This is a genomic window from candidate division KSB1 bacterium, from assembly GCA_022566355.1.
In the GTDB taxonomy this organism is placed as follows: Bacteria; Zhuqueibacterota; JdFR-76; order JdFR-76; family DREG01; genus JADFJB01.
Map to the genome: position 1 here is coordinate 1 of JADFJB010000013.1, position 23,776 is coordinate 23,776.

Sequence of the window (23,776 nt, forward strand, 5' to 3'; positions counted from 1 at the left end):
TTTGGCTAAATTTCCAATCGACGGAAATGCCCTGGCGAATATATCTGAAAGGTTGCTCCTTCAATATAATCGGAATGATTTATTGAAGATTAAGTCAAAGAAAGCTGAAGGTACAACCGTTGAAATATTTATACCATTGTAAACGTAAATCACAAAGTGCCCTGAGCGGAGTCGAAGGGCAAGGAACATGATGATTTTTAAATGAAAGTCACCCATGATTCGCGCATTTATTGTTGAAGACGAACAACCTGCCCTGGAACGACTCAAGGATCTGATTGATGAAATTACAGATGTTGAAATTATCGGATCAAATCCATCGGGAAAAGAAGCCGTTCAACAAATCGATTCTCTAAAACCGGACCTGCTTTTTTTAGATATTCATCTAACCGATATCTCAGGTATTGATGTACTGCGTTTAATTTCGCATCAACCTGCTATTATATTTACTACAGCTTATAATCAATATGCAATTGAGGCATTCGAGCTGCGCGCCGTGGATTACCTTCTTAAGCCATTTTCAAAGGAACGCTTTGAAGAAGCTGTTGACAAAGTCCGTGAAAAACTTCAGCCGGATCAGGACATGACGTCGACCTTCAAACAGTTGCTGCAAAGTTGGCAGCCAGGCAAAGATTACCTGACCAGAATCCCTTCGCGAATTGGCGATAAGATCTATATTCTACCGGACGATGAAATCGTGTATTTTAAGAGTGAAGATAAGGTCGTATTTGCTTACTTAGCAGATTCTGACTTTATCGTGAATTATACCTTGGAAGAGCTGCAAAATCGTTTGCACCCGGATAAATTTTTCCGTATTCACCGCTCGACCATTGTGAACTTAAATTATGTAAAAACCATTGAAGCCTGGTTTGGCGGCGGTTATAAGATGAAGGTGAAAGACAAAAGAAATACTGAATTGACCATCAGCAGGTCTGCCGGGAGACTATTGCGGGAGAAGTTGGGGTGGTGAGGATTGAGGATAAACGCAGGGGTCGCAGAGAAACAATTTAATGTAATGAATATATATTCAATATCGTAAAATATTGAATTAGGTAAGGTTGGATTTCCAAGTACTTTGGACTGAATCGCGCATTATTACTAATAAATTTTCCCAGTCATTGTTTTTTATCTGATTCATCGCATACATAATTCTATCATGTATTTTGTCTTGATTGGGTTGTTTTAAACGAATTATGAGAATTCCCGAATGCGAATAGTTCCTATATTGAGAGAATCCTTTATCTGTTGTTATTAACATCATATCTTCAGTCTGTATCATTTGCCATAATTTATTGTCTGAATTATCTTAATCAGGATTCCTTGAATATCTTTAACTGTATGACCTGAATCCCGTAATGCATTTGCAGTTTTAATTGGAATATTTTCATCAACGAGTATCTTCATTTTTAACTGGCTAATGATTCAATCGGAGATATCTGCTCTTCAGCAAGAGATGCAGCATATTCTAAACATGCTAGAATATCTTCACGTTCAATTGTTGGGTAAGCTTCAAGTAAATCATCGATACTGTCGCCATTTGCAAGCATACTAACAATTTGATAGACAGGGATTCTGGTACCTTTTATACAGGCTTGACCATGACAAATCTTAGGATTTATTGATATTCGTTCAAGCATTGTTAATACCTCGATATTTTTTTAATGAATTACTATAAAATTTAAGGTTCAAATGTAATCAATTTCAATTATAATTTTAATTATTCTCAATTAGTGTTGTTAATAAATAAATTTGCAGCGATAAGAACTCTCGAAAAAGCTTAACCCCTTCACCTCTCTGACTGCGGGGTTCGAAAAAACTCACCGGCGGCGGTTTGCCATCCGAGGGAGAGGGGGTTAGGTTTGTGGGTTAATCTTGTAGTTCGGGCATATACTTACAAAATAAATTCCAATTATTTTCCCAGTTAGGATTCAATCTATTCAAAGCGAATCTGCGTTCCCAGTTTGAAGTATCGTGGGCTGGATGTTCAATACAAGCTCTTCCAACATCTTTTTTTGTTGCAATCCAGTAACGTGGACTTTGATTTTTTGAAGGAGACCCCAACCATACAAAAACGACATATTGGTTATTACCAGAATCAACCCAAGACTCGTTATTTTCTCTTAATATGAAAGATTTTGACCTATCAGGATGACAAGCTTTCACTTGAATATATCCAAGCAATTTTCCATCTTTTTTCCCAATGAGAATATCATCATCAGAAAAATTTTCTGGCAATAATGAATTGGGAATTCCACGTTTGGATAGTTCTGCTGCAACATAAAGTTCTCCAGCGTGACCACCTAATTTTTTAATCCATTGAGGTGTTCTCATTTGTTAAAACCCATTATTATTGAACCGCAACGTAACGGTTGACCTGTCGACACAGCTTTTTTTGAGTCCGCACCAGTGATTGGTTGGGGCTTATAAAATCTCTGTATTAACCATTATTTCAATTACTTGATGAGTCTTTTTTTCTTTATAAATAAGCCAAGCGTCTTTAAAAGTAGTATTGTCAGTTGTAGAAATATCAGGCCCTCTGAATAGGACGAGGTTAATTCCATCTTTCATGACGCTGCTTTTGAATAGGATCTCTCCGAATATGCTCTCATCTTCTAATAAAATATCAGCAATGTCTTTGGTTGGCAGTAAATATCCACCTTCAGAAGAGGCGTAGCCAACTTGATTTGCCGCATCTTCATAGTGTCTTTCAATACCTTCCATAATAAAATTACCTACGTCAACGACATCACAAAAATTAACATTATTGCTGTTGCAATAATCACAATCGCCTATGATTTTCTCGGAATCAATAAAATTTATTATTTCGATTTCTGAGAAACAATTTGTGCAACATTTATTACCCATGATCTATTTTTTAGCCCAACTACGTTTATAAAACTACAATAATTAACTATATCTGAAAAAATCATTTGGATTCAATCCCGTTAGTATGCTAAAAATCCATTCCCGTCAAAGAGTAGAAATTCGAAATCCGAATCTCTAAATTCTAAATTCCAATATTTAAAAATATTTTGATATTTTGTCTTAAAGACTCAATAGTTCATGGTTTTGCAAAAATAAAATATTTTTACTGGTTTTTTCTGATTTCTTTCTTGACAATTCATTTTTGAAAACGTAATTTGTTGCGTCACCACTAGTTCTACCATACACAAACCTGGGCTTAAATTTTAGAAATGAATAACGTTATTGGCATTGTTGGAGGAGTTGGACCTTACGCCGGAATTGATCTGGCCACAAAAATATTCGATCAGACAATTGCGGAAACAGACCAGGAGCATTTGCCAGTCGCACTGCTATCCTTTTCCGGAAAAATTGCCGAAAGATCCTCTTTTGTTTTGGGGGAATCAGATATCAACCCGGGATATGGAATTTCCGACGTAATATCGGAGTTAGAAAAAATTGGCTCCAGCGTTGTCGGAATCCCTTGCAATACAGCTCATGCTCCAAAAATTTTTAATGTTATCCTGGATGGGCTTAAGCGAAAGAATAGTAAAGTGCAAATCGTCCATATGATTGATGAAGTTGCCAGGTTTATACAAGAAGAGTATCCTGAAATTAATCAGGTCGGAGTTCTGTCAACTTTGGGAACCCGTGAATCCGGGATTTATGATGATTGTCTGGCACAAAATGGATTGAATATTGTGCCACCGGATGAAATGACATTGGAAAAAATTCATGACGCTATTTACAGCATCAAAGCCAAATCAAATCCTGTGGATGAATCCACTCGACAAAAACTTTCTGAATCAATTGATTTTTTAAGCGCAAAAGGGGCGGAAGCTGTAATTTTAGGGTGTACGGAATTGCCTTTGGCTTATGATTGTACCGACAAACATTTAGTGATTATTGATCCTGCTATGGTACTGGCCAGAGCCTTGATCCGGGAGTTTGATCCTGCCAAATTAAAAATGTTGAAAGTAAATCAATTAATAACCCAATAAGTGGAGGTAACAAAAATGAGTTATTTAAATTATAGACTGGGCCAATCAAAAATAAAATACGTGGTTTGTATTGTATCCGTTTTATGCATCTCAGTTGGATTGTTGTCAGGACAAGAATACCGAATGCCACCCAAAGCTATAGCAGATTTGGTGGATGCTCCACCGACCCCCGGAGTCAGTATTTCACCAAATGGCGACTGGATGCTTTTGATGGAGCGGTATAATTTACCATCTATTGCTGAATTGGCTCAGCCTGAATTACGGATTGCCGGTTTGCGTATCAATCCTCGAAATAATGGTCCCAGTCGATCAAGACCAACAGTAAAATTAACTTTCAAAAATATAAATTCTCTGGATGAAATTGAGGTTAATGGGCTGCCGGATGAGGCACGTATCAATAGTATTCGCTGGTCACCGGACAGCAAACACATTGCCTTTACAATATCGAAAGAAAAAAATATTGAATTATGGGTAGCCGAAACTGCTTCCGGCAAAGCAAGGCGGTTGATTAAGCATTCATTGAACGCTGCTTATGGAGCCCCGCTTTATTGGTTATCGGATAGTAAAACAATTGTTTGTAAAGTAGTAGATAAAAACAGGGGCGCTCCAATCCCGGTTCCTACTGTTCCCGGAGGACCTATTACGCATGAGAATATTGGTAAAACGGCGCCAGCCAGGACTTACCAGGATCTATTAAAAAACCAGTATGATAAGGAATTGTTTGAATACTATTTGTCAGCAAAAATTGTATTGGTTTCGTTGCAAGGCAAAGTTAATGAACTACCGCCTAAGGGATTAATTAGCCGGGTGCAACCATCACCGGATGGCAAATATTTATTGGTAGAAAAAATACATCGACCCTTTTCTTACCTTGTACCTGTCTATCGATTCCCCAGGCGGGTTGAAATCCTGGACCTGGATGGCAAGTTGATTCACCAGGTTGTCGATCTTCCCCTTGCCGAGGAAGTACCTATTGGCAGGGGATCGGTCACTACAGGACCGCGCTCAATTAATTGGCGAGCGGATGCTTCGGCAATGCTTTATTGGGTGGAAGCCCAGGATGGTGGAAATGCAAAGGCAAAAGCGGATATCCGGGATAAGGTGTTTACATTGAATGCGCCCTTTAAAGATAAACCCGAACATCTCATTTCGTTACAGTTCAGGTATAGAGGAATTTATTGGGGGTCAGATGATATCGCCCTGGCTTCCGAAAGATGGCCGCGGAGCAGATTAGCGCGGACATGGCTGGTAAAACCCGGCTTCCGAAATGATGAGCCCGATTTGATATTTGATTATTCTTATGAGGATCGTTATAGCAACCCGGGAAATCCGTTAACCACAACAAGCAAATGGGGAACGTCGGTTCTTCAAACAACTAAAGATAATAAATCTATTTTTCTGAGTGGAACAGGTGCTTCTCCTGAAGGGGACCGTCCCTTCCTGGATAGAATGAATTTAAAATCGAAGGGAAAACAACGGTTGTGGCGTTCAAAAGCTCCATATTATGAGAGGGTTGAGAAGATATTAGATGTGAATAATCTTATGCTACTCACTCGCCGGGAATCCAAAACCAATCCACCAAACTACTTTCTCCGTAATTTAAAAAATGATAAAATTCAACAAATTACCGAATTTCCCCATCCAGCCCCTCAATTGATTGATATTCAAAAAGAATTGATTACCTACGAACGCAAAGATGGAGTGCAATTATCAGGTACATTGTATTTGCCTGCAGGATATAAATTAAGTGATGGTCCTTTACCCATGCTGATGTGGGCCTATCCTCGGGAATTTAAAAGCGCTGCTGCAGCGAGCCAGGTTACCGGTTCACCATACCAGTTTGTGCGCATATCCAGTAGTTCGCCGTTGTTGTTTCTTACCCAGGGATTTGCTGTTCTCGACGGGCCGGGTATGCCGATTGTAGGAGAGGGAGATAAAGAGCCAAATGATACATTTGTTGAACAATTGGTAAGCAGTGCGGAAGCTGCAATTGAAGAAGTTGTGCGCCGGGGAGTCGGTGATAGAGATCGGATGGCTATCAGCGGCCACTCATATGGTGCATTTATGACTGCGAATTTATTGGCTCATTCTGATCTGTTTAGAGCAGGCATAGCCAGAAGCGGTGCATACAATCGAACGTTTACGCCTTTTGGTTTCCAAAATGAAGAGAGGACATTCTGGCAAGCACCTGACGTATATTTTAAAATGTCACCTTTTATGCATGCGGACAAAGTCAATGAACCGATTCTGTTGATTCACGGCGTTGCGGATAATAATTCAGGGACATTTCCGATTCAAAGTATACGCTACTATAATGCACTTAAAGGCCATGGAGCCACAGCCAGGTTGGTAATGCTTCCCCATGAGAGTCACGGATATCGGGCCAGGGAATCAGTCATGCATACTCTATGGGAAATGTCTCAATGGCTGGACAAATATGTAAAGAATGCGGCTCCACGTAAAACGACTCTCGGAAGCAGGTAGTTAACTTTATATAACTCCTTTGATGGCAATTGCCTGATTAGAAAGAATCTAAATCAAAGTGGTATTGATAATCTAGTTTTCCGTTATTAATGAAAATTATCCTTCATGGAATATCTCTTAATCTGCTTAGTTGCACTTATTGCATCGGGTTTAACTTTTTTATCTGGATTTGGATTAGGTACCATATTACTTCCCGCGTTTGCTTTATTTTTTCCAATCGATATGGCAATTGCAATGACTGCCCTGGTCCACTTTATCAATAACTTGTTTAAAATGGGCCTGGTTGGAAAATTTATTGATAAGTCAGTAGCGTTAAAATTTGGATTACCTGCATTTTTCACCAGTTTTTTAGGTGCAACAATATTGGTCTGGCTAACAGGATTACAACCGGTTCTTACTTATACTGCCCTGGGTGCTGAACATCAAATTATGCCTATAAAATTAGTGGTCGCTATTTTGATGTTGGTATTTGGCTTTTTGGAAATTTTACCCAGGTTTTCCGCTATATCTTTTCAGCCAAAATTCCTTTTTCTAGGGGGAGCATTAAGTGGATTTTTTGGCGGCATATCCGGTCACCAGGGCGCATTGAGAAGCGCTTTCCTTGTTAAATTAGGTCTATCTAAAGAAGCATTTATTGCCACTGGCGTCTTAATTGCTTGTTTTGTAGACATCACCAGGATTTTTGTTTATAGCTCTCACTATACATTGGATATTATCAGAGGCCATTTCTTTTTATTACTAGCTGCAGTGCTATCAGCTTTTTTGGGTGCAACAATCGGTAATAGGCTTCTGAAAAAAATAACGATGAGGGGAATTCAATATATAGTATCAATTTTCTTGATTTTTATAGCAGTAATACTGGGTTTGGGAATTATTTAGAAAAGAAAAATAAAATCGAACGAATACTACGGTAATGAAAAATCGGTGTGAGTGGGTTTCTTCGGATCCTTTGTATATCGATTATCATGATAGTGAGTGGGGTGTCCCTGTTTATGATGATCAAAAGCTTTTTGAAGCGGTGATCCTGGACGGTTTTCAAGCTGGATTGAGCTGGTTAACCATTTTAAGAAAGCGTGAAAACTTTAGAAAAGCATTCGATGATTTTGATGCGACTTTAATAACCAATTATGATCAAAAAAAAATCAATGAATTATTAAATGATGCTGGAATTATCCGGAATAAATTGAAGGTTCGTGCAGCCGTGACCAACGCCCAAGCTTATTTAGAAATCCAAAAGGAATTCGGAAGTTTTGAAAAGTATATTTGGCAATTTACAGACCATAAAATGAAAATAAATCATTGGCAAAGCTTAAAAGAAATTCCGGCCAAAACCGCAGAATCAGATGAAATGAGTAAAGATATGAAGAAAAGAGGTTTTAAGTTTGTCGGATCCACAATTTGTTACGCCTTTATGCAGGCAGTGGGAATGGTCAATGATCATACGACTGATTGCTTTCGATATGATGAAGTAATAAAATTAATTAAACCAGGTTAGGTGTTTTGCATTTGTGGACTATGAATTATTCAGAATATTTTGCAAACAAAAAAAAGGAGAGGAATTACAGATGTCTAAAAAGATTCAAACAATTTCAGTTCTTTGGTTAATATTCATTTTAGGATTCATCATCTCATGTGCTGTGAATCCTGTTACGGGAAAACGAGAATTGATGTTGATCTCAACTAAAGATGAGGCAGCCCTTGGTAAAAGCACTGACAAACAAGTCGTTGAACAATACGGAATTTACGATGATCCGAATTTACAAGGTTATTTAGCTGAAGTTGGAAATAAACTAGCTGTAAACTCTCATTTGCCGGATTTGCAGTACAATTTCAAAGTAGTTGATTCTGAAATTCTAAACGCTTTTGCAGTACCTGGCGGCTATGTTTATTTTACCCGGGGAATTATGGCGCACTTAAATTCCGAGGCGGAAATGGCAGGAGTTATGGGGCATGAAATTGGCCACATAACTGCACGGCACACGGCTAAACAAATTACACGTCAGCAAATTGCACAATTTGGTATTGGTGTTGGCTCAATTTTATCAGAAACATTTAGTAAATATTCAAACTTAACAGGTTTTGGCGTTGGATTACTTTTTTTGCGATTTAGCCGGGATAATGAACGTCAATCAGATCAATTGGGGGTTGAGTATTCTACGAAATCCGGGTATGATGCTTTGCATATGGCTAATTTCTTTCATACACTGGAAAGGATGAGGCCAGAAGACGGAAGTGGTATTCCTTCCTGGATGTCTACTCACCCCGAACCGGAAAATCGTGTTGTTTCAGTTAGGAACATGGCCAAAGAATGGCAAGCAAAATACCCGGGAACAAAATTTTCCACAGGCCGAGATGCTTATTTAAAGAAAATCGATGGCATTGTCTATGGGCCGGATCCCAGGCAGGGCTTTGTTGAAAATAACAACTTTTATCATCCAGTTCTCAAATTCCAATTTCCTGTTCCATTTGATTGGAATGTGAATAATTTACCTACTCAAGTACAAATGACTTCGAAAGCACAGAATGCATTCATCCTGTTTTCATTAGCAAAACAACCAGATCCTGGGTCAGCTGCTCTAGATTTTATTCAGAACTCAAAAGCGACAGTCGTGGAAAATAAACCCAGAACAGTAAATGGAATGCCTGCAAGGATGTTAATATCCGATATTATTTCCGATCAAACAAATTTACGCATTCTATCCTATTTTATCCAAAAGTCACAACAAGTTTATATTTTTCATGGCTTGAGCAAAAAAGCGGATTTCAATAAATTTGCAGATGAATTTGAAAAGACAATGACAAATTTTAATCATGTAAATGACCCGAAAATCCTGAATGTAAAACCTGAGAGGATAAGGCTCCATAGAGTTCAAACGCAAGGAAGTCTAAAAATGGAATTGACAAAATTAAGTATAAGTGACGACATGCAAAACAAAATTGCTTTGTTAAATGGGATGCTGTTAGAAGATAAACTCGAAAGAGGAACGTTGATTAAAATTGTTTCCAAGAATTGATTGAATTGAGAAGGTAATTATCCAGTCATGGAAAAAATTTGGTTGAAAAATTATGAGGAAGGAGTGCCCGAGACATTCGAAGTTCCGGACACCACGTTTTATAAAATTCTTCTTGAAAATGCCAGTCAGTTTGGAGTGAACCCGGCATTTTTATTTTATGGCAGGACCATCAATTATGAACAATTGCGGCAATTAGTAGATCAGTTTTCCTCAATTCTTTTTGAACTTGGTGTTCGTAAAAACACCCGTGTTGCCGTCCATTTACCGAACATTCCGCAATATGCAATAGTTCATTATGCCATTCTAAAATTGGGCGGTATAGTAATTCCTACAAATCCACTCTATGTTGAGCGGGAAATCAAACATCAGATGAATGACAGCGGCGCAGAAATTATTGTTACGCTGGATATTTTATTCAAGCGAATCAAAAATGTGTGGTCAGAGACCAGTATTAAAAAAGTAATTGTGACAGGTATTAAGGAATACTTACCGGGCTTGCTAAAATTCTTTTATCCGATAAAGGCTAAAAAAGAAGGGAATTTTGTGAAGATTCAACCTGAAGAGAATGTATTCTTCTTCCAGGAATTGATGAAAAGAAACTGGAGAGCTATTCCGGAGGAGCAAATTACTCCTGATGATACAGCAATGTTCCTTTACACTGGTGGAACTACTGGTTTATCTAAAGGTGCCGTTTTGACCCATAAAAACTTGATCGCCAATGTTTACCAGATTCGTTCATGGACGACAGACTGCATTGAGGGTAAAGAAAGTATACTTTCAGCGCTTCCTTTTTTCCATAGTTATGGTTTAACCACATGCCTTCATTATGCTCTTATTACAAAATCGAATGCAATTTTAATTCCACGTTTTGAAGTAAAATTAGTGCTAAGCACAATTCAAAAGTACAATGCCTCTATGTTTCCAGGTGTACCCACAATGTACATTGCTATTAACAGCTTCCCTAATGTAAAAAAATATAATCTGAAATCCGTTAAAGGATGTATGAGTGGCGGAGCTGCGTTACCCGTTGAGGTTCAAAAGGAATTCGAACAAATTACAGGTGGTCGCCTGGTTGAAGGATATGGTCTTTCTGAAACTTCGCCTGTAACCCATTCCAACCCGATGCATGGTTTGAGGAAAGAAGGATCCATAGGGGTTCCAATTCCATTAACTTCAGCAAAAATTGTTGATTCAAATACTATGGAAGAATTACAAGTAGGGGATATCGGTGAACTTGCTGTTTCTGGTCCACAGGTGATGCAGGGATACTGGAATAAACCCGATGAAACGGCTAATGTATTACGGGACGGATGGTTATTTACCGGGGATATGGCAAAGATGGATGAGGACGGTTATTTTTACATCGTGGATCGTAAAAAGGATATGATTATTGCCGGTGGATTTAATATTTATCCAAGGGATATTGAGGAGGTTTTATTTACTCATCCAAAAATTAAAGAAGCCGTCGTTGCCGGAGTGCCAGATGATTATCTAGGTGAAACTGTAAAAGCATATATTATTCTTAAACAAGGAGAACAAGCAACTGTTGAAGAAATAACGGAATTTTGCAGGCAAAACCTTGCTAAATATAAAATCCCTAAAATAATAGAATTTCGCAACGAACTACCAAAATCGATGATTGGAAAAGTATTAAGAAGGGTATTGGTTGAGGAGGAAAAGAACAAATTGAAAACAGATTAATCAAATAGGCAAATTTGCATTGTTTCTAAAATAATAATAAGTTGTTATAATTAAATTTGAGGTATCTTCCGATAGTTAAACATGCAACAAAATGATGAATTGACACAAGTGCCTAACGCCAAAATCCATATAGAAAGCTGCGATAGTAAAAACAGGGTCTTTCGAATTATTCCGAATGACTCGTTTAACTATAAGGAGGATATTCAGCTTCTCACTCAAACGTTTGAAAACTTGGTCAGAGCCAACAAAACGCATCTAATCCTTGATCTTAAAAATGTTAGATATCCAAATGCAAGTCTTATTGCCAACTTGATTGAATTTACTTCTTTACTGAGAAGAAGTGGTGGAGATTTATTACTTGCAAATATCTCAGAATCGGCGCGAATGAATTTTATGACTTTTAGTCCTTTCAGTTATTTGCGTGTAGTTGATGATTCCGGGGACAGCAACGACATCCACAATGAGATCGAATTTTCAGGAAAACAGGGTGGTGCTGAAGGTGATTCATCAAATATCCTTCCTTTCGATATTACGAGTTCGCGAAATGTTGAGGAGGATAATGTAATTTCAGTAGATGAGATTTTAGATATTTCTAAAAACCCCTCAGTACCAACAGTAACTGTGGATGTCAAATCCGATGGAATGAATTTTGAAGATCTGGTTGATGAGGATTCATTAGAGTTAAGAGAACCCGAAAGCGATCATATCGTAATACATAGCCGGGAAGATCATCTATACAAAATGACTAATTTTGTGACGGCAATGGCTGAAAGAGCCGGGTTTGATGAAACTGAGATTTCGAGGATAAAGATTTCAGTTTACGAAGCAGGCGTTAATATCATCGAGCATGCGTACAATTATGATTCTCAAAAATACATTGAAATAGTAGTAAAATTCGATAGCAGTAAATTCATGATTACATTAATGGATCGTGGCGAAGGGTTTAATTACGATCCGGATAAGGATTACGACGCAGTTGAAGCCGCCGAGGAAAAACGGACCGGTGGATTTGGGTTGCATATTATTAAGCGATCTATGGATGATGTCAATTATGAATCAGATCCAAAATGGGGCAATCGCTTAACCTTGATAAAAAATATCGATTAATCTTCAGACACATTATTTATTTCCCAATTTCAATAGATTTTCACTCCTAATATTCCTTGCTTGCTAACTAAAAATGATGGAATACAACACGCGGTATCTGTATATTTATATTCGTAATTAATCGACTATTCAAATTGGCAATGAAACCTTTTTGATCGACGTCGTTTATATATCAAAGGATTCTAACTTGTTTTTATTTTTATGAGGATGTAAAATGTTTTATTTTTTTGATTCAACAATGATTTTACTTATTCCAGCATTTCTTCTAGCAATTTACGCACAATTCAAAGTCAGAAAGACGTTTAAGAAATTTTCAAAAGTACAGTCCGCATGGGGCAGAAAGGGATCTGCTGTCGTAGAGGACATTGCGCGGCATAATCAGCTATTCGATGTAAGTATAGAGCAGGGAAAAGGAACACTTTCAGATCATTATGATCCGCGTACTAAAAAAGTAGTCCTTTCTCCTGAAAATTATAATGGAAGTTCGATTGCGTCATTGAGTGTAGCCGCCCACGAAATCAGCCATGCTATTCAACATAAAGTTGGTTATGGGCCTTTACAATTTCGGCACGCAATTCTTCCGGCAGCAAATATCGGTTCTACGATGGCATTTCCATTATTTTTTATTGGATGGTTCATGTCAATTGGCCCTTTGTTGCAAGCTGGAATCATTTTATTTTCAGGTGTCGTTTTATTCCAACTAATCACTCTTCCTGTTGAATTTGATGCTTCATCCCGGGCAATCCGAATTCTAAAAACAGGCGGCTATTTGACACCGCAAGAAATTCCGATGGCTAAAAAAGTTTTAAATGCAGCAGCATTGACATATGTAGCCGCCACTGCGGTCTCCCTAATTCATTTAATTCGCATGGTTCTTTTAAGCCAGGATGATTGATGGGAAAGAAGAAATAGTTTTGAATTTGAGAATCTCCTTTTCAATAGGAAGGTAAATGATGAAAAAAGAAAATAAATATTTAATATATATTGGCCTGATATTCCTAGGTGTGGCTATTGGTGTGATATTTACCAGCAAGTTTGAATTAACGCCAACCGGACAAGCGAGCAGCAAAACAACATTTGTAGATGAGAATTTTTCATTTCAGACAAACAATAATAATTATCCTTCAACTTCTGCAAATAGTCCGTTTGCCAATTCTTTTATCGAAATCAATAAAAGAGTTACGCCTGCCGTAGTTAGTATTGAAACTGAAAGAGTGGTTTCCAAAGTAGATGTGAAAAAGTATCATGAAGATGAGAACAAGCTTTGGGACCTCTTTCAGGATAAGTTAAATCCTTTCCGATCTCCTCAACGATTTCCGATGAGGGGTTCAGGCTCTGGAATAATTGTGCATGAAAAAGGATATATACTTACTAATACGCATGTAGTTGATGATGCTTCCCGCCTAGAAGTTACTTTAACTGATAATAGGAAGTTTAGGGGAAGAATAGTAGGTATTGATCCACTTACCGAAGTAGCGGTAATCAAAATTAAGGGTGATAATCTGCCGGTAGCTCAATTGGGCAATTCAGATAATCTTCAGGTTGGAGAATGGGTAATGGCTATCGGAAACCCATTGGAGCTTCGATTTACAGTAACAGCCGGTATCATTAGCGCAATCGGCCGAAATATGAATATCATACAGGACAGTTGGGGAATCGAAAATTTCATTCAAACTGATGCTGTAATCAACCCGGGAAATAGCGGCGGGGCAATGGTAAACTTACAGGGAGAAGTAATTGGAGTGAACACGGCTATTGCAACCAGAACAGGATTCTATGAGGGGTATGGTTTTGCGATCCCGATTAATTTAGCCAAAACGATTATGGAAGATCTAATTACAAAAGGTCGGGTGGCCAGGGCGTATTTAGGTATATTGATGCAACCAATGGATCAAAAAAAAGCCAAAGCTTACGGGTTAGAGAGGCCGGTTGGGATTTTTATTGATGCTGTGCTAAAAGATAGCCCTGCGGATGATGCAGGAGTAAAATCTGAAGATATTTTAGTTGATGTCGATGGCGTTGAAATCGTACGGACGAACCAGGTACAATCCATAATTGCCCAAAAAAAACCGGGTACGCAAGTAGATATCATTGTAATTCGGGATGGGCAAAGAAGAAATATTTCAGTACTATTAGAGGAAAGACAAAACAGTGAAAAACAAGTTAGTTATTATGTCCCGGATGAATCGGAAGAAGAACCAAAATTATTAGGATTACGAGTACAAACATTAAAAAGAAAACAAGCCAGGGAATTGGGTTTAAGCAATGTTAAAGGAGTATTGGTGGTTAATGTAAGTCGTTTTAGCAACGCTTCCCAGGCAGGTTTATTTGTAAACGATGTAATTTTAAAGATTAATAATGATGAAATTACTGATGAAGAGAATTTTTGGAATAGTCTCGAGCGATTGGAATCTGGTGATGTTGCTAAAATTTATATTTATAACCGATCCAATCAGACGAAAGCTACTGTTAGTCACAGATTTCTTGAAATACCCTAATTCAGTAGAATATGAGTTATGGTAAATATAAGGTTCGTGGCAGCATCTACTTTATTGTAGGATTATTGGGTATTCTTTATGAAACTTTATTTAAGCATTCTCCTGAAACCATCGTGATAATACTTTATGTTGCAATAATTGGTATAGGTGTGGTTTCGATAACTAAATTAAAAGAGCATAAAGATCCAAATTAAGGAACCTGTTATTTAGATAATTCTTCCCCGCCTAGTGTATTTTTGATTCTCAGTAAACAATAATTTGAACGATTTATTTCGTTCATTTGTATTGCAATTATTATTTCAAGGAACTACCTTGATCCGTCATTAAATTTGTGAATTTTATTAATTATTTTGTGCGGAGGAACAGTTGTTAACAAGTATTATGCGATCAATTATAAATATACTATTCATTATTTCTTCACTATACTTAACCGGTTGTGGAGGAGATGAACAATCTCAAGGTCAGTTTGACCGTAGGCGAGGATCTTTTGCCGGATCTCAAACAGGGTCTCTCCCAGTCAAAGTGGATACAGTCAAATCCGAAACCATATCTACATTCATCTTAACCAATACAACCTTAGAGGCTCAAAGGACTGTCAATGTAATCGCCCGAGTTAGCGGAATTGTCAAAGACTATTATTTTGAAGAAGGAGCAGTTGTTAAAAAAGGAGACCAGCTTGTTAAATTGGATGACCGTGAATTAAAATTAAGCATGGAATTAGCTAAATCCCGGGCAGAAAATACACTGCGTCTTTTCGATCGATCGAAAGAAATGTTTGAAAAAAGCCTGATAAGTAAAGAAACTTACGATGATGCTAAATTTCAATATGAAACATTGGAATCTCAATTTCAAAGCGCGAGGCTGCAATGGGAATATACTTCAATTACCGCTCCAATAAATGGTGTGATTACAATACGGTCGCTAGAATTGGGGGATTATATTACTACAAATCGAATTGTTTGCTCAATTGCTGATTATGACTTATTATTAGCCAAGATATTTATTCCGGAAAGGGAAATATCAAACATCCGCCCAAATCAATTTGCAAAAATAACTGTGGAAGCTTTATCGGATCAAGAATTTTCCGGGAAAGTTCAAATGATCAATCCGGTGGTTGATCCAAATAGTGGGACGGTTAAGGTTACAGTCGAGATTGCGAGAAAGTCTTCAGGTTTGTTGCCAGGTATGTTTGTATCTGTTTTTTTACTGACAGATACGCATAATAACGCAACCACGATTCCAAAGAAGTCGTTGGTTTTAGAAAGCGAAACGGATCGGGTCTTCGTGTTTGAAAATGGTTCGGCTGTTATGCGAGACGTAAATATAGGATTTACCGAAGGAGATAGGATAGAAATACTTGAAGGAGTTCAACCTGATGAATGGGTCATTTCAGTCGGACATGAAGGCCTTCGTGATGGTTCCAGTGTTCGTATAGTAGGCACTTCTACTTCAATGCAAGTTGATATGTCAGATAATGGAACAGATACAGATAGGACTAGTCCAGACGGAAATTCTGAACGCATGGGCCATAGAGGAGGAGAGGAGAATGGACAACGAGAAGGTGGGGAAAGACAGCAACAAGGTATGAGAGGAGGCGGAAGAAGAGGAGATAGAGGTGGATTTCAGCCAACGCCGGAAATGCTGAAGCGTATTAAAGAAAGATTACTTGCGAATCCCCAGGTTAAAGAAGAATATGATAAAATAATTAAAGAAGATCCTGAATTTGCAAATAATACAGAGAAGCAGTTTGAATTTTTCCAGAAGTACATGCAGAGTAGAAGGCAATAACAGTAAAAGATTAATAACTGAGGTATTTGTTTATGCATCTTTCAGAATTTTCAATAAAGAATCCCGTTACAACACTTACTATAATGATCTGTATTTGTGTGATGGGAATAATTTCTCTTAGAAAACTTCCTCTTACATTCTTACCCGAAATATCTTCATCCAGATTAAATGTTTCAGTCCCATATCGCTCTTCATCTCCGGAGGAAGTTCAGGAGATGATTACAGTTCATGTTGAGGATGTATTAAGTTCTATCAGTCGCTTGGAAAGATTAACATCAAGGTCTTCAGCGAGTAATGCTAATGTCAGTCTGGAGTTTGAAGACGGAGTTGATATGGATTTAGCCGCCATGGAAGTACGGAACCGAATCGATTTGGTATGGTCGAAATTACCGTCTGACGTCGATCGGATTCAGATCAGACGTTGGCAATCCACAGACATTCCAACATTAACTTTCACCGTATCCTGGGATAAATCTAAGGATAAATTGCATGATTTAGTCGAATATCAGATCGTTCCTCGCTTACAAAGAATAGATGGCGTAGGCAATGTAGATTTAAGAGGGATCGACCAGAAAAAAGTATTGGTGGAAATGGATCAAGAGTTATTACGTTCCCATAATATTGATTCATTTAATTTGTTGCAAAGTCTGCGTAGCAATAATCTAAACCTCTCTGCAGGTTATATTTTTGATGCAGGGAAAAAATATAATTTGCGAGTTATTGGAGAATTTAAATCTATTGATGAGATTAAAAGAGTGCCAATTACAGGTACTAATCTTTATCTCGAGGATGTTGCAACTGTCCGGTATGATGCACCTGAGAAAACGCGATTTCAGCGTCTAAATGGCAAAGATGCCATCAGTTTAAGCATTTATAAAACATCCAGCGCCAACGTTGTTGAGGTTTGTGATAAAATAAAAATAATGTTAAATGATCTTAAAAATGATACCCGGTTTTCTGATTTAAACGTCCTCATATATCGCGATCAATCGCAAGAGATTACCAATAGCCTTAACTCCCTCAGAAATTCTGGCATCATTGGGGCGATATTAGCCATCCTGGTTCTCTATGTTTTTCTGCGAAAAGTACGAAGTACAATCATTATCGCTACCGCCATTCCGATATCCATATTGTTTGCATTGTTTGTCATGTACCTATTGCGTTTAAAACCAATCAGCTCCCCAATTACACTTAATTTAGTTTCTATGATGGGCATGGTGTATGCGATTGGTATGTTAGTCGATCCTGCTATTGTTGTTGTGGAAAATATTTTTCGTCACAAACAAGAAGAAGGGCTGTCTGCACGCCAGGCGGCAATCATTGGTAGTAAGGAAGTGGGAATGCCGGTAGTTGCAGCAACTGCTACTTCCATGATTGTTTTTCTACCCTTACTGATGCTGGAAGGCGGTTGGATGTCACGAACTATGAACGATTTCGGTCTCGTTATTTGCAGCATCCTCTTTTCATCGATGGTAATTGCCGTGACTCTTGTTCCTCTTATGTGTTCAAAATTATTTGTAGGCAAAGAGAAACCCAAAAGTGAGCAGATGGTCAAGCTCGGAGTAATTTATTCAAAGATATTGGGATGGACTCTCAATCACCGTATGATTACTTTAGGAGCTGCCGTCCTTGTATTTATTTTTGCTTTTAAAATACACGGAATGATTGATCGAGAATTCCAAGGTCGAACTCCAACACGTCGTCTGGATTTTAGAGTAGATGTTCCTTCTTCTTATAAAGTAGCTCAAATTCAAAATATGTTTGCTGGGATAGAAACTGACTTGCTTGACAGAAAGGAAAAATTGGATATTAAAGCAATTAGTTCAAATTATGGCAGAGGTCGGGATAACCGTGGAGGCAGAGCACGTTTAACAGTTTATTTAAATGAGGATCCAAAGACAAGCTTATCATCAATGGATATTATGGATAGTGTTCGGCAGGTTTTTCCAAAATTGCCCGGCGTTACATTTCGACAAAGCAGGTCAATGCATATGGCTTCCGGCGGCTCTTCATTGAATATTGATCTCAAGGGTGATAACCTGGAAGTGTTAACCTTGATTGCTGATGAAGTCATGGCTCAACTTGCTGATGTACAGGGTTTGAAAAATCTTGAGACAAGTTATGAAAGCGGACAAGAAGAAATCCAGATCGTTGTTAATAGATCGCGTGTAAACCAGGTTGGATTATCTTCTCAGAGAGTTGCTAACAGCATTCAATCCGCCCTTTCCAGAAGAGGTGTTAGCCGATACAAAACAGCCGACCGAGAAGTTGATATTGAATTAACATTGAATGAAGAAGATCGGACCGGTATTGAAAAACTCCGTAATCTTTCTGTGGAGAACCCATCAAACGATATGGTACCCCTTTATACTATGGTAGATATGGGAATCAGAAAAGGGCCGGAGAATATCGAAAGAGAAAACCGGAGAACCACGCTTAGTATCACCGCAGAGTTAACCGGACGCGGGATATTTACAGCAACCCAGGAAGTGACTGAAAGACTATCCGGGCTTGAATTACCGCCTGGGTATTCCTGGAGTTTTGGCCAGAATTTTAGACGGTGGCGTGAATCTGAAAGTGTTTCGGTTTTTGCGATAATTTTAGCATTGCTTCTTATCCTCATGGTAATGGCAGCGCTTTTTGAGTCGCTCATTCACCCATTCACAATTATCACTTCCGTAGTGTTTGCAATCATCGGTGTATTCCTGATCTTCTGGCTAACTGATACGAATCTCAGCAGTTATTCATACTTGGGAATTTTGGTTGTTTGCGGTCTCGTTGTTAATAATGGAATTATTTTGATCGATCATATTACCAGGTTGCGCAAAAGCGGTAAAAATCGCCGAGATGCAATTATAAGAGGTGGGGTTGATAGAATTCGCCCCATTTTGATGACAGTAGCAACAACTAATTTGGGTTTACTCCCTTTGATCATACCTATGTTTCTTCCGTCCATATTTGGTCCGATTGAAGGCCGATCCGGTCAATGGGCTCCGATTGGATTGGCTATTTTTGGAGGTCTTACAACTTCCACTTTCCTTACTTTAATCATTTTACCAACATTGTATTCATTAATGGATGATTTAAAGAATAGCTTTGTAAGGGTTTTCCAAAGAGTATAAGAATCCGGCTCTAAATCTGTTTTTAATAATTTGAGAATGATAAAGGCGCTATAGATGCGAATTGTTTCGTTTTCCATTAATCGTAAAGTCACTGTGTCGATGATTTTTTTGGCCTCAGTCGTCTTCGGTATGATTGCCTTCGACCGTCTTGCGCTGGATTTATTACCTGATATATCTTACCCAACAATTACTGTGCGGACTGAATATACTGGAACAGCTCCGGCTGAAATTGAAAACCTGATTTCCAGACCCATTGAAGAAAGTGTCGGTGTTATTAATGGTGTTGTGCGGGTAAGTTCTATTTCTCGACCAGGAGTTTCAGATGTAATCGTAGAATTCGATTGGGATACCAATATGGATTTTGCATCGTTAGATGTAAGAGAAAAGCTCGATCTATTAAATCTACCCAATGATGCCGAACAGCCTATTTTACTTCGGTACGATCCTGCGTTAGAGCCTATATTGCGAATTGGCTTATTCGGAGACCAAAACTTAATCTCTATGCGTTTGTTTGCTGAAAAAAGTATTAAACAAGATTTAGAAAGTCTTGAGGGTGTAGCTTCAGTTCAAATTATTGGAGGATTAGAGGAAGAGATTCATATTGAAATCAATCAAAATAGAATGTCCAATTTAAATATTCCCATTTCTCTAGTATCAAATAGATTAGCACAAGAAAATATCAATTTAACCGGTGGAACACTAACAGAAGGGGATATGGAATACATTGTACGGACAATAAATCAATTCCGAACAGTTGAGGAAATCAACGAAATTATAGTAAGGCGTGTTGAAGGAGCGAATATACTTCTAAAAGATATTGGCAGTGCGTATAAAAGCTTTAAAGAAAGAAAAATAATTACACGGATTAGCGGCCTTGAGTGCGTGCAAATAGAAATTTTTAAGGAAGCAGATGCAAACACAGTTAAAGTAGCAAAAATGGTTAAAGAAAAAATTGCTAGTTTGTCTGAAAACTTATCTAGGAGCAGATCCAATTTAAAACTGGAAATAATTACTGATCAATCAAGATTCATTAAACAATCAATCGACGATGTGTTGTTGTCTGCAATTATTGGTGGCATATTAGCTATGATTGTCTTGTTCTACTTTTTAAAGGATGTTTTAAGTACTTCTATAATCAGTTTAGCTATTCCTATTTCTGTCGTGGTAACCTTCTTTTTAATGTTCTTATCGAATGTTTCCTTAAATATTATGTCGTTGGGCGGACTTGCACTCGGAATAGGAATGCTTGTGGATAATGCTATCGTTGTTCTAGAATCTATTGATCGATATAAGAAAAAAGGTGATTCCCCTCCTGAAGCAGCGCTTAAAGGCACTACTGAGGTAGGCAAAGCGGTTATTGCCAGTACTCTTACGACTATATTTGTGTTTGTCCCAATCATTTTTGTGGAAGGAATTGCAGGAAAACTTTTTGCTGACCAGGCTTTGACTGTGACATTTTCTTTGATGGCATCCCTTTTTGTAGCATTAACCTTAATTCCTATGCTATCCAGCCTAAGAGGCTCCTCTGAAGAATTAGAAGAAATTCCTATAACTCAAACTGACATTTCAAAAAAAATAATCGGTTTGGTAGAGTCATTTTTGGCTATTATTTCAAGGACGGTCAAAACAATATTTATTTGGATTGGCCGAGTATTAAATTTGATTTTGACTCCAATTTTCTGGTTGTTTGATCTATTTTTCAACAGGATATTCAATGCTTATCCAGGGGTTTTGCATTGGTCTCTAAATCATCGGTTAGTAGTTATTTCGCTAGCTTTTGGATTAATGGCTCTCACTTTGATAGGTTATCGTTTCATTGGATCGGAATTAATTCCTGAAATAAGCCAGGGTGAATTTATGGCTGAAATAAAGTTATCCAGCGGGACGCCATTAGAAGAAACTGATGAACTCATGACGAATATGAGTGCGATTGCCAAACAGGATGAAAATATCCAAGAGATCTTTTTAACATCAGGAGCCACCTCAAAACAAGCTGCATCTGCCGGACAAGAACGTGAAAATATCGGGGAATTATACATTAGGTTAATAGAGGGGAGCTCTCGAGAAACCGAAGAAGCAGTAATAAATAATTTACGGAAATTATGGCAGGATTTTCCTGGCTTGGATGTAAAATTTAGCCGTCCGACGTTTTTTAGCTTTAAAGCCCCAATTGAAATCGAAATAAAAGGTTACAATCTAAAGGCTCTTGAGGACATTTCAAAAGATCTGGCTGAAAGAATGCGAAAAATTCCTGGTCTCGTCGATGTGAAAACTTCCTTAGAAGGCGGAAATCCAGAAATTCAAATTGCTTTTAATAGGGAGAGACTTGCATCTCTTGGAACAGATGTGGCTAGTGTAGCACAACTTATTCGCGATCAAGTGCAGGGAACAATTGCTACGGAATTTTCACGCTTAGACCGTCGAATCGATGTCCGAGTAAGAGCACAAGAAAATGATCGAAACACATTGGATGCATTAAGAAGACTTATCATTAATCCAACTGATAATGTAAATGTTCCACTCTATTCAATTGCGGCGATCAATGTGGAAAAGGGTCCCAGCGAAATCCGCCGTATAGATCAGGAACGTGTGGCACTGGTTTTTGCAAATCTGGAAAATCTGGATTTAAGCTCTGCCGCAGATGAAATTCAAAACATAATTGATTCAATGACTTTACCCGAACAATTCACTATTTCTATCGGAGGTCAAAATAAGGAAATGTCAGTTTCGTTTGACAGTATGCGTTTTGCTATTCTCCTGGCTATTTTTCTAGTCTACCTGGTAATGGCCTCCCAATTTGAGTCGTTGCTGCATCCGTTTGTGATCATGTTTACAATTCCTTTTGGGTTAATTGGTGTGATACTAATCCTTCTTCTAACGAATACTACCATTAGTGTTGTAGTACTCATAGGTGTTATAATGCTTGCCGGTATAGTGGTAAACAATGCTATCATTTTAGTGGATTATATTAACAACTTGCGAAGAACTAAAGGGCTGGCAAAAACGGATGCAATTAAAGAAGCCTGTGAAGTTCGTTTGCGGCCGATTTTGATGACAACCACAACGACAATCTTGGCTTTACTACCCATGGCTATAGGATTTGGGGAAGGTTCAGAATTAAGAGCTCCCATGGCTATTGCCGTAATTGGGGGGTTGGCTCTTTCCACAATGCTTACATTAATTCTTATTCCGACGGTTTATAGCTTAGTCCAATTTAAAGAATTACCAATTGTAGAAGTTTAATTCTTAATATCAATTATCATGATCTATTCATAAACCTTATTACTTTCGTCCCGGAGGGATCTATTTTGCAACTAATTTATACTTACAATTTTACTATTTACTTTTTATGGAAATAGATTCTTCCTTACATAAGGAAATTTTAAGCTTAAAAGCTGATTCATGAATTATCCAGGTTTATTAATAAAAAGAAAAAACAAAATAAGAAATCTTTTTGTTTTTTTTCCTTGCTTTTCTTTTTATTCTTTCGTTAATTCCTTAATAATAAAATAATTAAGGAACAATATGGAGGTTTCGAGGCGATGAAGACTACCATAACAAAGAGGGATATCGCTAAGCGAGTTGCCCGGGAAGTGGATGAAAAATTTCCATTAGCGGAAAAAGTGGTGTCTGCATTATTTACAATCTTGCGAGAAGTTATGGCAGAGGCTGACCCGGAAGTAAGGATCGAGATTCGTGACTTCGGAGTTTTCGAAGTAAAAACAACCAAAGCAAAACCCAAAGCTCGTAATCCTAAAACAGGTGAAATTGTTTATGTTCCCCCCAGGAGGAAGACTCATTTCAAACCTGGAAAAATGCTCAAAGAGGAATTAAAGAAGCCGCTTTAGCAAATCTATTTTGAAATAATCTAAGTTCTACCTATTTACATACTCACCATAATTTGCGTGGCGAAATCCTCGCCATTATCCATTTATTTTTCAAATTCGTCTATTTACATTCGCTTCATTTGCTTTAAACTAAGTGTAATCGAAATCCAATTGACTTAAGAATATTGTTATAAAGTACGAATTTGTGTAACAGAATAATTATTAATAAAGAAAAACATGAATATAGTCGAAATTTAATAGTGTAAACTACATTAT

19 protein-coding genes are annotated in these 23,776 nt (G+C 37.9%); 15 read left to right on the forward strand and 4 right to left on the reverse strand.

Annotated features, from left to right (window positions below; all coding sequences use genetic code 11):
- Nucleotides 1-214: 214 nt before the first annotated feature.
- Nucleotides 215-967 carry a response regulator transcription factor gene (locus tag IIC38_04030; protein ID MCH8125116.1) on the forward strand — a complete coding sequence of 251 codons (753 nt, stop codon included), beginning with the start codon at nucleotides 215-217 and terminating at the stop codon, nucleotides 965-967.
- Nucleotides 968-1,272: 305 nt separating this feature from the next.
- On the opposite strand, the gene IIC38_04035 is transcribed toward IIC38_04030, so the two are convergent.
- The 4 genes from IIC38_04035 to IIC38_04050 all read right to left on the reverse strand — a co-directional run bounded on the left by IIC38_04035 (nucleotide 1,273) and on the right by IIC38_04050 (nucleotide 2,862).
- Nucleotides 1,273-1,401: a DUF5615 family PIN-like protein gene (locus IIC38_04035; protein ID MCH8125117.1), complete on the reverse strand. Its 129-nt coding sequence runs from the start codon at nucleotides 1,399-1,401 to the stop codon at nucleotides 1,273-1,275.
- A gap of 2 nt (nucleotides 1,402-1,403) precedes the next feature.
- Complete coding sequence (locus IIC38_04040; GenBank protein MCH8125118.1) at nucleotides 1,404-1,634, reverse strand: DUF433 domain-containing protein; 231 nt, start codon at nucleotides 1,632-1,634, stop codon at nucleotides 1,404-1,406.
- A 229-nt stretch (nucleotides 1,635-1,863) separates the two neighbouring features.
- Complete coding sequence (locus tag IIC38_04045) at nucleotides 1,864-2,328, reverse strand: hypothetical protein (GenBank protein MCH8125119.1); 465 nt, start codon at nucleotides 2,326-2,328, stop codon at nucleotides 1,864-1,866.
- Between the two features lie 90 nt (nucleotides 2,329-2,418).
- Nucleotides 2,419-2,862, reverse strand: a complete 444-nt coding sequence (locus IIC38_04050; protein MCH8125120.1) for a hypothetical protein — start codon at nucleotides 2,860-2,862, stop codon at nucleotides 2,419-2,421.
- A gap of 329 nt (nucleotides 2,863-3,191) precedes the next feature.
- Between IIC38_04050 and IIC38_04055 the strand changes: the two genes are divergently transcribed.
- From IIC38_04055 to IIC38_04120, 14 genes are all read left to right on the forward strand, one after another.
- Entirely contained in the window at nucleotides 3,192-3,959 is a 768-nt protein-coding gene (locus IIC38_04055) for an aspartate/glutamate racemase family protein (protein MCH8125121.1), read from the forward strand.
- A 60-nt stretch (nucleotides 3,960-4,019) separates the two neighbouring features.
- Complete coding sequence (locus IIC38_04060; GenBank protein MCH8125122.1) at nucleotides 4,020-6,443, forward strand: prolyl oligopeptidase family serine peptidase; 2,424 nt, start codon at nucleotides 4,020-4,022, stop codon at nucleotides 6,441-6,443.
- Between the two features lie 105 nt (nucleotides 6,444-6,548).
- Nucleotides 6,549-7,322: a sulfite exporter TauE/SafE family protein gene (locus IIC38_04065; protein ID MCH8125123.1), complete on the forward strand. Its 774-nt coding sequence runs from the start codon at nucleotides 6,549-6,551 to the stop codon at nucleotides 7,320-7,322.
- Nucleotides 7,323-7,356: 34 nt separating this feature from the next.
- Nucleotides 7,357-7,938 carry a DNA-3-methyladenine glycosylase I gene (locus IIC38_04070; GenBank protein MCH8125124.1) on the forward strand — a complete coding sequence of 194 codons (582 nt, stop codon included), beginning with the start codon at nucleotides 7,357-7,359 and terminating at the stop codon, nucleotides 7,936-7,938.
- A 70-nt stretch (nucleotides 7,939-8,008) separates the two neighbouring features.
- Entirely contained in the window at nucleotides 8,009-9,457 is a 1,449-nt protein-coding gene (locus IIC38_04075) for a M48 family metalloprotease (protein MCH8125125.1), read from the forward strand.
- A 27-nt stretch (nucleotides 9,458-9,484) separates the two neighbouring features.
- Nucleotides 9,485-11,158 carry a long-chain fatty acid--CoA ligase gene (locus tag IIC38_04080; protein MCH8125126.1) on the forward strand — a complete coding sequence of 558 codons (1,674 nt, stop codon included), beginning with the start codon at nucleotides 9,485-9,487 and terminating at the stop codon, nucleotides 11,156-11,158.
- Between the two features lie 81 nt (nucleotides 11,159-11,239).
- The gene (locus IIC38_04085; protein MCH8125127.1) at nucleotides 11,240-12,265 is read left to right on the forward strand and encodes an ATP-binding protein; all 1,026 of its coding nucleotides are present in this window, start codon (nucleotides 11,240-11,242) and stop codon (nucleotides 12,263-12,265) included.
- Nucleotides 12,266-12,479: 214 nt separating this feature from the next.
- Nucleotides 12,480-13,160, forward strand: coding sequence for a zinc metallopeptidase (locus IIC38_04090; GenBank protein ID MCH8125128.1), 681 nt, complete (start codon nucleotides 12,480-12,482; stop codon nucleotides 13,158-13,160).
- A 55-nt stretch (nucleotides 13,161-13,215) separates the two neighbouring features.
- Nucleotides 13,216-14,763: a Do family serine endopeptidase gene (locus IIC38_04095; GenBank protein ID MCH8125129.1), complete on the forward strand. Its 1,548-nt coding sequence runs from the start codon at nucleotides 13,216-13,218 to the stop codon at nucleotides 14,761-14,763.
- Between the two features lie 11 nt (nucleotides 14,764-14,774).
- Nucleotides 14,775-14,957, forward strand: a complete 183-nt coding sequence (locus IIC38_04100) for a hypothetical protein (protein MCH8125130.1) — start codon at nucleotides 14,775-14,777, stop codon at nucleotides 14,955-14,957.
- 172 nt (nucleotides 14,958-15,129) lie between these two features.
- On the forward strand, nucleotides 15,130-16,551 hold the full coding sequence (locus IIC38_04105) for an efflux RND transporter periplasmic adaptor subunit (protein MCH8125131.1): 1,422 nt from the start codon (nucleotides 15,130-15,132) through the stop codon (nucleotides 16,549-16,551).
- 32 nt (nucleotides 16,552-16,583) lie between these two features.
- Complete coding sequence (locus tag IIC38_04110) at nucleotides 16,584-19,673, forward strand: efflux RND transporter permease subunit (protein MCH8125132.1); 3,090 nt, start codon at nucleotides 16,584-16,586, stop codon at nucleotides 19,671-19,673.
- A gap of 54 nt (nucleotides 19,674-19,727) precedes the next feature.
- Nucleotides 19,728-22,916: an efflux RND transporter permease subunit gene (locus tag IIC38_04115; GenBank protein ID MCH8125133.1), complete on the forward strand. Its 3,189-nt coding sequence runs from the start codon at nucleotides 19,728-19,730 to the stop codon at nucleotides 22,914-22,916.
- A 299-nt stretch (nucleotides 22,917-23,215) separates the two neighbouring features.
- Nucleotides 23,216-23,521 carry an integration host factor subunit beta gene (locus IIC38_04120; GenBank protein MCH8125134.1) on the forward strand — a complete coding sequence of 102 codons (306 nt, stop codon included), beginning with the start codon at nucleotides 23,216-23,218 and terminating at the stop codon, nucleotides 23,519-23,521.
- Nucleotides 23,522-23,776: the final 255 nt, after the last annotated feature.